This window comes from Nostoc sp. LEGE 06077, from assembly GCF_015207705.1.
In the GTDB taxonomy this organism is placed as follows: Bacteria; Cyanobacteriota; Cyanobacteriia; order Cyanobacteriales; family Nostocaceae; genus Nostoc_B.
This window is the reverse complement of sequence record NZ_JADEWI010000003.1, coordinates 213,494-227,023: the sequence shown is the minus strand read 5'-3', so window position 1 is coordinate 227,023 and position 13,530 is coordinate 213,494. Positions and strand designations below refer to the sequence as shown.

The window sequence follows — 13,530 nt, the reverse complement described above, 5'->3', positions numbered from 1 at the left end:
AAATCATCTAATTAGCTATTGATTAAACACAGAGAAATTATATGTGTTTATCTATGGGTTCATTTTTTATAATATCGATTTTTGCAAAATTTATTTCTGATTATTTATTCACACGTCTGACAAAAGGCAACAAATCTTCTAAAATTGTGCTGTGATAATGTTCTTGTGGGTAATGTCCGACTTTATTAAGTTTTATTACTTCGGTGTTGGAGACAGAATCACTAAATTTTTGGGCTATGTCTATGGATAACCAGGGGTCAATCATACCCCATTGAATTAGAATTGGCTGTTGCCATTTTTGAAAGCCAGATTCAATTTCTGCCATTGCTTCTGGAAGTTGCAAATTGCGAATGGTTGATAATAGACCTCTACCAGCCGCAGAAGTTTTCAAAAAAGGTCGGCGGTAAATATCTAAATCTTGATCTGCGATACGGTAACGGCTACCCCCTTCTAGGGTGCGGTCAACTAATAATGGGTCTTGAGTCATCATTTCACCTGCTAAAGGTAAACCCATTTGTTTGATTTTCCAAGGTAATTTAGCAGTAGTTGAAATTGGTGCATTTAAAATAGCAATGTTGGCAATTTGTTCTGGGTGACGTAAGGCATATTGTAAGCCAACAGAACCTAAAAACCCTTGAACAACTAGAGAAAATCTTTCAATTTTTAGTTCTTGAATAAATCTTTCTAAAGCCGTAATAAATGCGTCTGGAGTGTAAGCGAAATCACGTTTTTCTGGCATAGCAGAAAAGCCATAACCAATCCAATCTGGTGCGATCGCGCGTGTTCCTTGGCTGGCTAAAGCAGGCAAAATGTTTCGCCAGCTATAACTTTGGGATACTATTCCGTGCAGCAAGATTACAGGTAATAAATCACTTTGTCCAATCGGTTCAGCTTCCCGATAAAACCACTCTAATGAATCAACTTTTACTTTATGTTCTGTTACAGACACGCTACTTTCCTAATCAAAACTAATAATTAAGAAATATTATTTCTCAATTCTCAAATAATCATCTCACGAATCGCAGATGCAGTTGCAGGGGCTAGTAACACACCGTTACGATAATGTCCGGTGGCGAGGAGGATATTGTTAAATCCTGGCAGTTTTTCAATTATTGGTGCTGGGCGACCTTCGGGGCGGGGGCGTAACCCTGACCAGGTACGGGTAATAGTTGCTGAGGCGAGTTCTGGACAAAAGGCGATCGCTTGTTGTTTAACTGAATCTAATAGTTCATGATTGGGTGGAATTTCATCGCCATCAGTGGGAAACTCCACCGTTGCGCCTATCCAATAATCGCCGCCGCCGACAGGAACGATATGCACATCATTACAGGTAATCATCGGCTGAAATTCAGGGTTGCCGATGGGATTTGCTAAATGTACTTGTAATGCTTGTCCTAAAACGGGGCGGATATCAACTTTTTGGTTTAACTGGGCTGTTAGGAGTGTAGAACCCAGTCCAGCAGCCACCACCACCCAATCAGCGGTTATTTCTCCTGCTGTAGTTTCGATTGATTTTGGTGAGATATTTAAAACATTCACACCAAATTTGAAAGTTACACCTTTTTTTTGGGCGGCTTCAACTAAGGCTAATGTAAGGGCTGTGGGGTCAAGTTGGCGGTCTTGAGGGGAGTAGACAGCGCCAGTAATTTTGTCATTATCTACCTGTGGGCAAAGATTTTTAAGTTTTGCTGTGTCCCAAATTTCCAATTGCCAACCTTGGGAATGGCGAACTTCAACTAATTTTGCCCAGTTATCAAAATTTTCTTCTTCCCAACAAAGATGCAGAATACCCTGACGGTTGAAGGGGATTGTACGTCCAGTTAATGCTTCTAATTCGGGAATTAAGGTTTCATAACGTTCAATGCTGGTTTGTCTTAGCCGCCAAGCTTTACCCTTGATTTTTTGACTAATAGCACCCATCAAAACCCCAAGGGCTGCACCTGTAGAAGCTTGTGCGGGTTGGTTTTGGTCAATCACAGTAATTTGCAACCCTGTAACTTGACTCAGTTCGTAGGCGATCGCGGCTCCAATGACACCACAACCGATAATTATTACATGACTCATTGCTTGGATATTGAAGAGTTATGAGCTAGAAGTGCAAGACGGAAGTCAATACTTCAGCCTTTTTTCTTCTAACTCATAACTTATCACTCAGGAATCACTAGTTAGGATTCAGCTTGCTTGCTACCTTCAGGCAGTAGTTGGATAAATTTGTCAACATCTGTAAATACGGCTTGGTAGTTATTCAAAGCAACTAAACTATTGCCTCTACCAGCTGCTTGATCAAGTTTTACCAAGTGGGTCAGTAAATCTTTGGTGATTTGACGGGCTGCGGTTTGGTCTTTAGGAAGAAGATGGGGCGTGATGTAAGTCATGGTCAGTCTAGCTTCTGCCATCGGGCCATGAATAAAGTTACCCACATCAATCCACTCATTTGTTTGGATGAGGTTTTTCAGTTCGTCTGCGCGATCGCGCACAGTCTGAATTTCAGGCACGTATTCCTGAATTTGGGCAACTTGATCTGCTGTATAAGTTGGAGGTGCAACTGCGACACTAGGGCCACCACAACTGATGAGGAATGTAGCCAAGAATACCAGAATGATTGAGAAAATCGAGCGTTGACGCGCCATAACCTGAACTTAACTTTTTTTAACGTTTGCCAGCTAACAGTGTAATTTTAGATCGCCAGGGTGATTTATCGTTCTAGCCATTAGATGATTTTGCGGAAAAATCTCAGATTTTTTTCAGACCATTATTGAACGAGGGTAAAGTCTCAGACACTTTCCTAAATTTTTAAGTATAATTACTCATACACCTAAAGTTTCATACTTCCTACTGGAGCAATTGTTAAGGAAAGGTAATCTTTGAGTTGCGAAATTTAAAACGTCTTGATAAGCTGAAACACTAATAAGATAAGCTTTCTGGCGGTTTTCTGTCGTCGCATTGCCCTTAGCTGACTAACTATTTAGGAGTGTTTTTTAGTGAACGCATCTGAACAGGCAACTAACCTTGAACTAGCCAGCAAGATTGCTACGGTAGTGAATTTATTCAAATTCCAGTTTCCCGATGCGAAATCGGATTTGAAACCTTGGAAGAATGACCCAGAAACGAGAGAATTGGTTGATCCCGATTCTATCGACATTGGCTTTCACTTTCCTGGTATTAGCAAATCCTGGCGGAGTCGTAGTGTATTAATTCAAATTCGCTTTCATCAAGATCCGATCACAAACTTACGTCGGGCAATTGGCATAGAAGTTGCTGGATTTGATCATCGGGGTGAAGCGTGGCGACTTTCGACAGTAGAACACTGGAACATTGTTGGTGAGTCTGTACCGTCTCCACAAATCAGCGACAAGCTAAAACAATTTTGTCAGCAGATTTTAGAATTGTTTAATGAGAAGTCTGAAGTCTGAAATTTCCAGGACTGATGATTAAATATCAGGGTCTTCGCCTAATTCTCGTAAACGGGCGGCTAACCTTTCAGCGCGTGCTTGGGCTATTTGTGCTTGTGCCTGTGCAGCCTCAGCTTGTAACTGTGCAGCTTCAGCTTGGGCTTGAGCAGTTTCAGCCTTTGCTTGGGCGGCTTCTTCTGGTAAAGGCACAAGATTACCATCGGCATCATAAAACCGCAGCCAAATGGCTGTTTCTCGGTCTACTGTGCCTTCCCAAGTTCCCAGCCATAAACTTAAACGCTGACACCACAGCCAGCCGTGTTCATTTGATGTTAAGGGCTGATAATTTTGATTGGTATCTAAATGCCAGCCTTGTAAAGAATTAGGGTCAAAGGGGTCATAGACAAAATAATCTGGTGTGCGGAAGGTTTGTTGATAAATTTCTTTTTTTGTCTCTTGATCAACCCGCGCCGTCGATGGTGACATTAATTCCACAATGACATCTGGGTAACGGCCGTTTTCTTCCCAAACGACCCAACCTTGTCTGGGTATAGTACCATCAACATTTAGTACAGCGAAGAAATCCGGGCCGCGGAAATCATTGTTACGTGCTTGGGTACTGCTGTAGTAGATGAACATATTGCCACCTGTGTAAAAGTCATTTCGGTCAGCCCAAGCTTGTTGCAATGACCGAATTAAGACATTCATAGCAATACGATGGCGATTTGACTCCAAAGGTTCTCCGTCATCAAATATTAAATCGGTGGGTGGCATTGGGGGTTGCCAGTCCACGATATCATCTACGATATCAGTTGTTTGGGATGTAATTTCTAAATTTGGCTTACTGACTGTCATGCCAACCCCCTAAAGTAGACTGTCAAAAACTGCTGATAAACTAATCATTACCAATTTTGCAGCCACCATCTACACAGTATGCTGATTGATAGGTATTAGCACGCTTACCAAACAACGTATAACGATTATCACGGATTTGTTCGTAGAAGCGATCGCCTGCCCACTTCATCCCTGGTAAAGCACGATAAGCATCGACAAACAAACTCCCCATCGGTAGTAACTTGCCAATTTCTTCAGCCGCATCGCTACCTTGCCAACGTCGTTCAGGGGCATTAGCATCAATTAATATCATTCCTTGTTGACAATCTTGGGATGTTATTCCCCACTGTGTAAGTTGTTGCTCATCTTGCATCGAAGTGTAAAGAAACATCTTGCCTTTGTCTAATGTTTCTAAAAATTGCACTAAAGTAACGCAGAGATTGCAATTTCCGTCGTATATTACGTAATAATGCATTTAAATAGCACTTTTTTTCATTTTACGGTTTAAGTATAGCGTTAGACATAAATTAATTATCTCTGCGGTGAGAATGATGCTGGAAGAGACAATATTAAAAGTTGATTTTACTCAGGAAGATGCTTGTGCAGAAGTTCTGCCGCGATCGCACATCAACTCTAGTTACCATACTAAATGGGATGGTATTCGTTTAGATGTTCATCAACAGCCTGCCCACGAAACCCCAGAACACTCACCCCAACAACATATCATCTCGATTAATTTAGACTATCATCTCCTCCAAGCAGAACGAGTTTTAGACGGACGCTTTCAGCAAGAAAATATTTTTAATGGTGATGTAGCCATTATTCCTGCCAATACTCATCACGTCTGCCGTTGGACATCGGAAACTGATTTTCTACTCCTGAGTGTAGACCCTGTATTTTTCAATCAAATTGTCTTAGAGTCGGTTGATTTACAAGGTGTGGAGTTAACACCTCACTTTGCTGCGCCAGAACCCTTAATTCAGCAAATAGCTTTAGCATTAAAGTCAGAATTAGAATCAGGTGGTGTAGGTAGCCAACTTTATATTGAGTCTCTCAAAACTACACTCTGCATTCACCTGCTAAAACATCACTCTATCGCCAGCAATAAAATTCCGCAGTTCTCCAATCACAAAGGACTTTCACCAAGAAAGTTACGTCAAGCCGTCTCATATATCCATGACAACCTAGAAAGAGATTTGACATTGACGGAAATTGCTGCGGTTGCGGGGATGAGTATGTATCATTTTTCTCGCCTATTTAAACAATCTACAGGTTTTGCACCACATCAATATGTAATTAATTGCCGAATTGCCCAGGCAAAAAAACTCTTGACGGCAACTGAAAAAAGTATTGAACAAATCTCTGAACAAGTTGGTTTCCAAAGTCAGAGTCATTTTACTAATGTGTTTCGCAAATTTATGGGCATAACACCAAAAGCATACAGAGATCATGTGAAGATTTGATAAAAAATACAATGGAGGAGCCAGAATAATTAGCAGAATCAGCAAAAATTTTGATAAATGTATGTAGCAACTATGCTTAATTAATTCTAAATTCTGACTTCTGGCTCCTGGGTACCAAATTCTAATCTATCTAAATTGTGATTTTAAATTTGACTACTGACAATTCCTGACCACTGGACTTTTTTCTGTTGTTCACGGCGGTAGGAAAAGAAATGTTCAGGAGTTTGGTATGTACAATAAGGGGCGATCGCAATTTGTTCGCCACTAATCCCCAAATTTTCTAACTGCAAAGTATTTACCCGCCGCACATCAACTCTCACCTTTCCTGCTTCTGGGTCAGCTAATAAGGGAGAATTGGGTAATTCATGTAACGCCTGAACAATTTTTTGGGTGTTGCTATGTGATATAATACTGGCTCCGATTTCCGCAGCTACCTCAACCGAAACTTGGTAAACTTCACCAGCGATCGCGGGGCCAAGCGCAACTCTTAAGTCCTGTACTTGACTTCCTTGGGCTTGTAATCGGGCGATCGCTTGGGGGACAATCTTCGCAGCTGTACCCCGCCAACCCGCGTGTAATGCAGCTACCTGTCCAGTCTGCATATCCCCAATTAACACAGGTGTACAATCTGCACTTGCTACCCACACCGCTTGTAAAGGTGCTTCGGTTATTAAACCATCAGCCGAGGCCAAAGCCGATTCTTCATCTGCGGCAATTTCCCTGAGTTGGGAGTCAACTTCTTGGGGCGTGAGAACTGTATTCCCATGTACCTGTTTTAAACGATACACCGATGCTTCTGGGTGCAGGAGGGGAGTTAAATCTTGGGGCGATCGCGGCCAGAACTGGTGAGTAAAAAAGCCGTGTTGCCAATTTTCTAAAAGACTACAGGTAAGGTATGACAGTCCTTCCCAATTGCGCCAGTGCCAAGTGTGCATCTTGAACCTAACCAAAAATAGAGGGTATTGAGTATGAGGTTTTGGTGATGCGGGATGAAAAAATTATTTTCTTCTCCCACTGCCTACTCCCTATTCCCTTTTATCAAAATCAGCCAATTAATGTTAACTTGAACAACGGGATTTCGGTTCATGCCTGTGGAATTTGATCGGCAAAAGTTGGAATTAGCGTTAAAAGCTGGAAGAAACTGGGAGAAATCACCATTTTCGCTGCACATTTTTGACAGTGTGACTTCCACTAACCAAACATTGTGGAATTTATTAGCACAGGGCGAAAAACCTGGGTCTGTGGTAATTGCCACACAACAAACTTCGGGTAGAGGACAATGGGGAAGACAATGGATTTCTCATCCTGGTGGGCTATACCTTTCAGTGGCGATCGCCCTTAAACTAGAAGCTAGTGCCAGTTATCAATTAACTCTAGCTAGTGCTTGGGGTATTGCTGACCAACTGCGCTCCTGTGGCGTAGATGTGGGAATTAAATGGCCGAATGATCTGGTCTTAAATAGTCGCAAATTAGGCGGCATTTTAACAGAAACTAAAATAAATAACGGGTATATTACCCAAGCAGTAATTGGAGTTGGCATTAACTGGACAAACCCAGTACCTGAAACTGGAATAAACCTAGAAATGTGGCAAGCCGCCTACGCTACCAAACCGATTTCTTGTCTGGAAATTCTCACTTCCACCGTTTTACGGGGGATAGAGTCCGGTATGGAATGCCTGTCCCAAGAAGGAATAAATATACTCTTGTCGCGCTATTTAGAATTACTAACTAATGTGGGTGACAAAGTATATATTGATGATTTGGCAGGCACTGTAGTCGGCGTTACTTCTCAGGGTCGATTACGTGTTTCTATGGAAACTTATGATACAACAGACATAAAAACAACAGAACTTTATATTGAACCCGGTACAATCAGTCTGGGATACCGTAAATCTTCTGTCCCATTATAGGTTTGTTATGAATTTCGCTCTTTGGGCAAGACAAACCACTGGCATCATCTCTTTAGGCAAATTTAAAACAACTGAGAGAACTAATGACGCAGCGCAATACATCTGCCCATAATCCTTCCCACGGCGTGAATCAGCAAGGTATGACGAAAAAACGTTTTGTATCTACTTTGCCAGCCCAGAGTCTCTGTTTACTAAGTAGCTTTAGCTTGCTTAGTAGTGGCTTCGTATTTGCCCAAACAGAAACATCAATAGATAACATTGTTCCTGTAGAAAATTCCCAGTCCACAGGTAAAACAAATTTCATAAAAAAAGATATTGTTATCCCGGAAGCACCCAAAAAACAAGGGGAATTTTCGCAAAGACGAGCTAACCTCAGTCAAAGACTCCGCAAACCAGAGGTTGCACAATCCAAAGAGCCTGTTAGACAGTCTAAACCTCAAGCTGAAACAGCCATTGAGCCAGTTTTTACGACTCGCCAGCGCACCCCAAGCGTAACTGCACAGCCAAAACCAGTTAACATCCGCACAGCTAAAACCAAGCCGGAAGTTGCTCAACCAAGCCCAAGTTTCAGAGAAGAGGTAGCCAAACCAGTCGCGCCTCGCACCATACCCGAAAAACTCCCAGAAATCGCCCAACCAGCAAATAATTCTAACAGTACGATTGAAGCGACAACTGGCACAGTCAAAGACTCTAACAACTCCTACATTGATCCCAACAATTACGGTACTTCCGCTACAAATACCTATCAAGCACCTAATTCTGTAGTCATTACAGAACGGTCTAGTGGTTGTCGCACAATTTTGCCATCGGGTCAAGCCATATCAGTTGGTTTTTGTAACCAAGCCAAACCCGTTGGGAATCAGCGTGTAGCTAACTCTGAAAGCAAACCAGCCCCCAATTGGCTCAAAAAAAGTCAAAATGCTCAATTAGCTACTGTTCCATCAGTCAGACCTGGGATAACTGCTGACAATAACACCGTTACTTATAGAGGGGAAGTGAAGACGGCTTTTCGTCCAAATCGGTTTATCCCTAATCCTAACGATTTCGGTGCTACCAGAGTCAGCACTACTTCCGTTGCACCTAGCGCCGGTGCTTTACCCCCACCAATGATTGAAGGAAACGTGGCACCGCGTGTCAGCACTGTAGCTTACGATATTCCCTTGGCATCAGTTCTGCCGCAAATTCCCTATACCAATACAATTGCCTATCGTGGCGGTACAGGAATCAACTATCCCCTTTCTGTCCCAGCCACAATTACTTCCTTGTTTGGTTGGCGCGTTCATCCAATTACGGGAAATCGTCGTTTCCACGCTGGTACAGATTTAGGTGCGCCGATGGGGACACCAATTCTCGCCGCCGCTAAAGGTCAGGTAGATACAGCCGGTTGGGTTGGTGGTTATGGTTTAACTGTCATTCTCACTCACAGTTCTGCCCAACAAACCCTTTACGGCCATATGTCCGAAATATTTGTCCAACCTGGTCAAGCAGTAGAACCAGGAATGGTAATTGGCCGAGTTGGTAGCACCGGCAACTCCACAGGGCCTCACCTGCACTTTGAAGTGCGTCACCTCACACAAGACGGATGGGTTGCTGTTGACCCAGGTGGCGAATTACAAGCAGGTCTAAGTCAGTTGTTAAACTCCCTACGGACAGCCCAAGTAGTTGGCGACCCAGGAAGTTAAAAGTCAAAAGTAAAAAGGCAAAAGTAAAAAGAAAAATCTTTTGCCTTTCCATTTTACTTTTTACAAATACCCGTGTTCTGCTAAAAATGTGGGTGTAATTTCATTGAACCCAGTGTCATTGGGAGACGTTGACTGTTTTTTGCCAGGGTAAAGAAATTTTTCCACGTATTTGCCCAGAATATCCCCTTCTAAATTTACCCAACTGCCAGGGACAAGATAGCGAAGATTGGTATCAGCGTAGGTCAGGGGGATGACAGCCACAGTGAAGTGCGAAAGTTCGGGTTCGTAGGCGGCTACCGTGAGACTAATGCCATTTACCGCAACGCTACCTTTGGGGACAATATACCGCGCGATCGCTTCAGGTGCAGTAAAAGTCATTTCCCACGAAGTCGCAGTCTGTTCTGCTGTGAGTAATCGACCTACACCGTCTACATGACCCATAACAAAATGTCCGCCGACTTTGCTACCCACCCGCAGCGAAGCTTCTAAGTTCACATATTTTTGTTGGGTTTCCTCAAGACCTAGGGTAGTGCGGCGCAGCGTTTCTGGGGAAGCAGTGGCAATAAACCCATCTTTTAAAATTTCTTCAACAGTCAAGCAAACCCCATCCACGGCAACGCTGTCACCGTAAGCTAAATCTTGCATAATGACATTAGATGGCTGACTCACACAAGTAATTTGCCAAGAATCACCCCCTAGGGGTTTGATTGTTCCTAAACTTTGGACTAATCCTGTAAACACGGCTGTTCTGTGAAACTAACTCTATTTATTGCCTAATTTTGCCGAAAATCAACTGGTATTTCTTACAAGAATGCAAGACATTTTAAGTATAATTTCTGACTCTTTTTATTATAAGGTTGATAACACATTCACATCTTTCTCAAGGCATACTTGGTTAAGAAGGTTATTGTCTAGGTAGACTCCTTTAACATACTCTGGTGTTCACACCAAGTTCGGAGTTTAATAGAAGCAATTATAGAGAACCTGCCTATGTTTATTCCTTCTCCATACAACCCAAAAAAACAGTATAAATTGTTACAATGTCTCAAGCTCTCCCAGGATTGTAGAGGCTTCGCCAATGATTGAAATGAAAGTCGCTGGCATAGCATTAGATGCCATAACCCGCAGCCCAATTGTACTTTTGAAAGATGCCTCAGATCGGCGTGCTTTACCAATTTATATTGGTCAAGAACAAGCTAGGGCAATTATGGGTGCGTTAGAGAATCAAAAGCCGCCCAGACCATTAACCCATGACTTGATTGTAAATATTCTAGAGACGTGGAATATGACTCTAGAAAAGGTGATTATTCATTCCTTGCAGAAAGACACATTTTATGCAGCTTTGATTGTGCAGCAAGGCGAAGTCAAAAAAGAAATTGATGCACGTCCCAGTGATGCGATCGCTGTTGCCCTCCGTACAAATACGCCGATTTGGGTAATGGAAGAAGTAGTTGCTGATGCCTCAATTCCGGTAGATCGTGATGCTGATGAAGCAGAACAAGAAGCCTTTCGTGAATTTATCTCCAATCTCCGTCCAGAGGATTTGATTAAGCGCTTTGGTAATGGCGATAGCTAAAGAAAGTGCTAATTAATGAGTGCGGAGTGCTGAGAAGGAAAGAGTTCAAGAATTAAAGAAGTAAAATAATTTTTCCTTCTTTCTTTTTCGCACTTCATTCTCAGTGTAAACACTATTTATTGTATTTATACTCAGAATTCAGCACTCACTTCTGGGAACTTCAAGTAATGCAATACAGACGCTTTGGCAAAACAAATCTCCACCTCTCGGTTTTTTCTTTAGGGACAATGCGCTATTTGGCTGATGCTGAAAATGCTCAGGAAACTATCGCTCAAGCCTTAGCTCTAGGAATTAATCATATAGAAACAGCCAGAGGTTATGGCAAAAGTGAGGAGTTTCTTGGCCAAGCGTTTCAAAACGGGTTATCTGTACCTCGTTCCCAACTGTACATCACCACGAAAATCCCACCAACAGCCGACGCTGATAGTATGCGTCAGTACATCGATGAATCCTTAGCGCGATTAAATCTAAATTATTTAGATTGCTTGGGAATTCATGGTTTAAATACTTGGGAGCATTTACATTGGGTGCAAGCCAACGGTGGCTGTATGCAAGCTGTACAAGAAGCAATTGCAGATGGTCGAGTGCGACACGTTGGCTTCTCCACCCACGGAACTTTAGAGGTGATCCAGGCAGCTATCAATACAGATTTATTTGATTTTGTCAATCTGCATTATTACTATTTCTTTCAACGTAACGCCCCAGCAATTCAGTTAGCCGCTGAGAAAGATATGGGCGTATTGATCATTTCCCCAGCGGATAAAGGCGGGAGACTCTACACACCACCCCAAACTCTCAAAGACTTATGTCAGCCATATTCGCCGTTGGAATTAAATTATCGATTTTTACTGAATGATCGCCGCATTACAACTTTGAGTGTCGGTGCAGCCAAGCCAGAAGAATTATTTGAACCTTTACAAGTTGCTGATAGAGATGGTGAATTAATATCAGCAGAAATTGCTATTTTTCATAGTTTAGAAAATCATCAAACAACTGTTTTAAAAACGGATAAATGTAGTCAGTGTTATGCTTGTTTACCTTGTCCTGAAAATATCAATATTCCAGAGGTGCTGCGGTTACGTAATTTAGCTGTGGCATACAATATGACAGACTACGGGCAATATCGTTATGGTATGTTTGAAAATGCTGGGCATTGGTTTCCGGGAATGAAAGCCAATCGCTGTACAGAATGCGGTGATTGTTTACCCAGATGTCCAGAAGAATTAGATATTCCAGCTTTATTAGATGATGCTAACGAAAGGTTAAAAGGTAAAACTGGTAGAAGATTATGGGGGTAATTTTTAATTCGCCATTCGGAATTTATGGGTGCGATCGCCTGTTTTGCCAAACAACCACGTTAAACTGTTCGATAATGTGGGCAAAATCTATGCAATATACACAAAAGCTTTCATGGATGCTGAGGATACTGATAGGGAAGCCATCGCATGATAAGATTTAACAATTGTTCCTTTTGCTAGATTGAGGCGTGTTAAGACTGCTTATACTAATACCAGTCACTAACTATTGCTTGCCCTCGGCTAACAAATTATGTTTAATACGATAAAAATAGAAAATTTTCGTAGCTTCAAATTTTTTGAACTTCAGCAGCTTGGTAGAGTTAATCTGCTTGTTGGTAAAAATAATAGTGGTAAAACATCAATATTAGAAGCCATTCAACTTTTATGTTCACGGAATAATCTTGAACCACTACGTCAGACAATGATGAAACGGAGTGAATATTGTGTTGATGATGAGCTTAAACCAGCTCAAGAGTTTGATATTCGTCACCTTTTTTATGGTCATGAGATTGAACAAGGGAGTAAGTTTTCAATCACAGGTACTAATAGCAATATTCGACAGGGGCTTTTTGTATCAATAGAACTAAGCAAAATTTTTTCAAAAGAGCTACTTAGCTCATCTCATGAACCTCTGTTTCCCTATGAAGAAGAAGTCCCAGATGTATTAAGGAAACTGTATTTCAGTATTCAGTGGAATTATGGACGAGAAGAAGAGGCTTTGGAATTACCTTTGTCAGCTAATAGTGGACTTCATTCAGAATATATTCGGCGAGTACGTAGAGACAGTAAAAATCCAGCACCAAAAATACAATTTGTTACATCATCTTCGCTAGGAACTGAGAAAATGGTTGAACTATTTGATCAGATAGTCCTAACCCCTGAAGAAAAACTTGTAGAGCAGGCACTTCGTAGCATAGATTCTAAAATTATAAGGATTGCTCCAGTTAGTTCTCAAAAATTAAGGTATTCATTAGATTCGAGGGGTGGTTTTTTTGTACTTCTTGATAGTAACCAACGTGTACCTATTGGTAGCATGGGTGATGGTATTTGGCGAATATTAGGACTTGCACTAGCTACAGTTTGTGCTAAAGATGGATACTTATTTGTTGATGAGATTGATACTGGACTCCATTTTACAGCCATGTCTGATATGTGGAAAATGATTTGGGAAACAGCTAATAGATTAAATGTACAAGTTTTTGCCACTACTCATAACAGCGATTGTTGGACAAGTTTAGCTAGTATTGCGGAGCAGGAAGATACAACTGAAGATGGTATTAGAATTCACAGAATTGAACGAGATAAACAAACAAGTATAGTCTTCACAGAACCTCAAATCGTCATTGCTGCTGAAAGAGACATTGAGGTTCGTTAG

General features: G+C 41.7%; 14 protein-coding genes. 7 read left to right on the top strand and 7 right to left on the bottom strand.

Annotated elements, in window-relative coordinates; genetic code table 11:
- Positions 1-100: 100 nt before the first annotated feature.
- The 3 genes from IQ244_RS03755 to psbQ all read right to left on the bottom strand — a co-directional run bounded on the left by IQ244_RS03755 (position 101) and on the right by psbQ (position 2,630).
- On the bottom strand, positions 101-949 hold the full coding sequence (locus tag IQ244_RS03755) for an alpha/beta fold hydrolase (RefSeq protein ID WP_193889913.1): 849 nt from the start codon (positions 947-949) through the stop codon (positions 101-103).
- 50 nt (positions 950-999) lie between these two features.
- On the bottom strand, positions 1,000-2,064 hold the full coding sequence (locus IQ244_RS03750) for an NAD(P)/FAD-dependent oxidoreductase (RefSeq protein ID WP_193889911.1): 1,065 nt from the start codon (positions 2,062-2,064) through the stop codon (positions 1,000-1,002).
- 101 nt (positions 2,065-2,165) lie between these two features.
- Positions 2,166-2,630, bottom strand: a complete 465-nt coding sequence (gene psbQ / locus IQ244_RS03745; protein WP_193889909.1) for a photosystem II protein PsbQ — start codon at positions 2,628-2,630, stop codon at positions 2,166-2,168.
- Between the two features lie 351 nt (positions 2,631-2,981).
- Here psbQ and IQ244_RS03740 point away from each other — a divergent pair, with 351 nt between their 5' ends.
- Positions 2,982-3,413 carry a hypothetical protein gene (locus IQ244_RS03740; RefSeq protein ID WP_193889907.1) on the top strand — a complete coding sequence of 144 codons (432 nt, stop codon included), beginning with the start codon at positions 2,982-2,984 and terminating at the stop codon, positions 3,411-3,413.
- An 18-nt stretch (positions 3,414-3,431) separates the two neighbouring features.
- Here the strand turns inward: IQ244_RS03740 and IQ244_RS03735 are convergent, their stop codons facing one another.
- Together IQ244_RS03735 and IQ244_RS03730 are read right to left on the bottom strand one after the other, a co-directional pair.
- Positions 3,432-4,247 carry a Uma2 family endonuclease gene (locus IQ244_RS03735; RefSeq protein WP_193889905.1) on the bottom strand — a complete coding sequence of 272 codons (816 nt, stop codon included), beginning with the start codon at positions 4,245-4,247 and terminating at the stop codon, positions 3,432-3,434.
- Between the two features lie 40 nt (positions 4,248-4,287).
- Entirely contained in the window at positions 4,288-4,701 is a 414-nt protein-coding gene (locus IQ244_RS03730; protein WP_193889903.1) for a thiol-disulfide oxidoreductase DCC family protein, read from the bottom strand.
- A 73-nt stretch (positions 4,702-4,774) separates the two neighbouring features.
- Here IQ244_RS03730 and IQ244_RS03725 point away from each other — a divergent pair, with 73 nt between their 5' ends.
- Positions 4,775-5,689, top strand: a complete 915-nt coding sequence (locus tag IQ244_RS03725; RefSeq protein WP_416209754.1) for a helix-turn-helix domain-containing protein — start codon at positions 4,775-4,777, stop codon at positions 5,687-5,689.
- A gap of 143 nt (positions 5,690-5,832) precedes the next feature.
- On the opposite strand, the gene pgeF is transcribed toward IQ244_RS03725, so the two are convergent.
- On the bottom strand, positions 5,833-6,624 hold the full coding sequence (gene pgeF / locus IQ244_RS03720) for a peptidoglycan editing factor PgeF (protein WP_193889901.1): 792 nt from the start codon (positions 6,622-6,624) through the stop codon (positions 5,833-5,835).
- 150 nt (positions 6,625-6,774) lie between these two features.
- On the opposite strand from pgeF, the gene IQ244_RS03715 reads away from it, so the two are divergent.
- Complete coding sequence (locus tag IQ244_RS03715) at positions 6,775-7,599, top strand: biotin--[acetyl-CoA-carboxylase] ligase (protein ID WP_193889899.1); 825 nt, start codon at positions 6,775-6,777, stop codon at positions 7,597-7,599.
- 83 nt (positions 7,600-7,682) lie between these two features.
- Positions 7,683-9,281 (top strand): peptidoglycan DD-metalloendopeptidase family protein, encoded by a 1,599-nt coding sequence (locus tag IQ244_RS03710; protein WP_193889896.1) that lies wholly within the window; start codon positions 7,683-7,685, stop codon positions 9,279-9,281.
- A gap of 60 nt (positions 9,282-9,341) precedes the next feature.
- Here the strand turns inward: IQ244_RS03710 and IQ244_RS03705 are convergent, their stop codons facing one another.
- The gene (locus IQ244_RS03705; RefSeq protein ID WP_193889894.1) at positions 9,342-10,022 is read right to left on the bottom strand and encodes a riboflavin synthase; all 681 of its coding nucleotides are present in this window, start codon (positions 10,020-10,022) and stop codon (positions 9,342-9,344) included.
- A gap of 337 nt (positions 10,023-10,359) precedes the next feature.
- Between IQ244_RS03705 and IQ244_RS03700 the strand changes: the two genes are divergently transcribed.
- The 3 genes from IQ244_RS03700 to IQ244_RS03690 all read left to right on the top strand — a co-directional run bounded on the left by IQ244_RS03700 (position 10,360) and on the right by IQ244_RS03690 (position 13,530).
- Complete coding sequence (locus tag IQ244_RS03700) at positions 10,360-10,857, top strand: bifunctional nuclease family protein (protein ID WP_015115690.1); 498 nt, start codon at positions 10,360-10,362, stop codon at positions 10,855-10,857.
- Positions 10,858-11,024: 167 nt separating this feature from the next.
- Entirely contained in the window at positions 11,025-12,155 is a 1,131-nt protein-coding gene (locus IQ244_RS03695; RefSeq protein WP_193889892.1) for an aldo/keto reductase, read from the top strand.
- A 250-nt stretch (positions 12,156-12,405) separates the two neighbouring features.
- Positions 12,406-13,530 carry an AAA family ATPase gene (locus IQ244_RS03690; RefSeq protein ID WP_193889890.1) on the top strand — a complete coding sequence of 375 codons (1,125 nt, stop codon included), beginning with the start codon at positions 12,406-12,408 and terminating at the stop codon, positions 13,528-13,530.

Bases quoted from the DNA above. Each gene is read 5' to 3' on its own strand.
- IQ244_RS03690 (WP_193889890.1), top strand. From the start codon at position 12,406: ATGTTTAATACGATAAAAATAGAAAATTTTCGTAGCTTCAAATTTTTT.
- IQ244_RS03715 (WP_193889899.1), top strand. From the start codon at position 6,775: ATGCCTGTGGAATTTGATCGGCAAAAGTTGGAATTAGCGTTAAAAGCT.
- IQ244_RS03735 (WP_193889905.1), bottom strand. From the start codon at position 4,247: ATGACAGTCAGTAAGCCAAATTTAGAAATTACATCCCAAACAACTGAT.
- IQ244_RS03750 (WP_193889911.1), bottom strand. From the start codon at position 2,064: ATGAGTCATGTAATAATTATCGGTTGTGGTGTCATTGGAGCCGCGATC.
- IQ244_RS03710 (WP_193889896.1), top strand. From the start codon at position 7,683: ATGACGCAGCGCAATACATCTGCCCATAATCCTTCCCACGGCGTGAAT.
- IQ244_RS03725 (WP_416209754.1), top strand. From the start codon at position 4,775: ATGATGCTGGAAGAGACAATATTAAAAGTTGATTTTACTCAGGAAGAT.
- IQ244_RS03695 (WP_193889892.1), top strand. From the start codon at position 11,025: ATGCAATACAGACGCTTTGGCAAAACAAATCTCCACCTCTCGGTTTTT.
- IQ244_RS03700 (WP_015115690.1), top strand. From the start codon at position 10,360: ATGATTGAAATGAAAGTCGCTGGCATAGCATTAGATGCCATAACCCGC.
- IQ244_RS03730 (WP_193889903.1), bottom strand. From the start codon at position 4,701: ATGCATTATTACGTAATATACGACGGAAATTGCAATCTCTGCGTTACT.
- pgeF (WP_193889901.1), bottom strand. From the start codon at position 6,624: ATGCACACTTGGCACTGGCGCAATTGGGAAGGACTGTCATACCTTACC.
- psbQ (WP_193889909.1), bottom strand. From the start codon at position 2,630: ATGGCGCGTCAACGCTCGATTTTCTCAATCATTCTGGTATTCTTGGCT.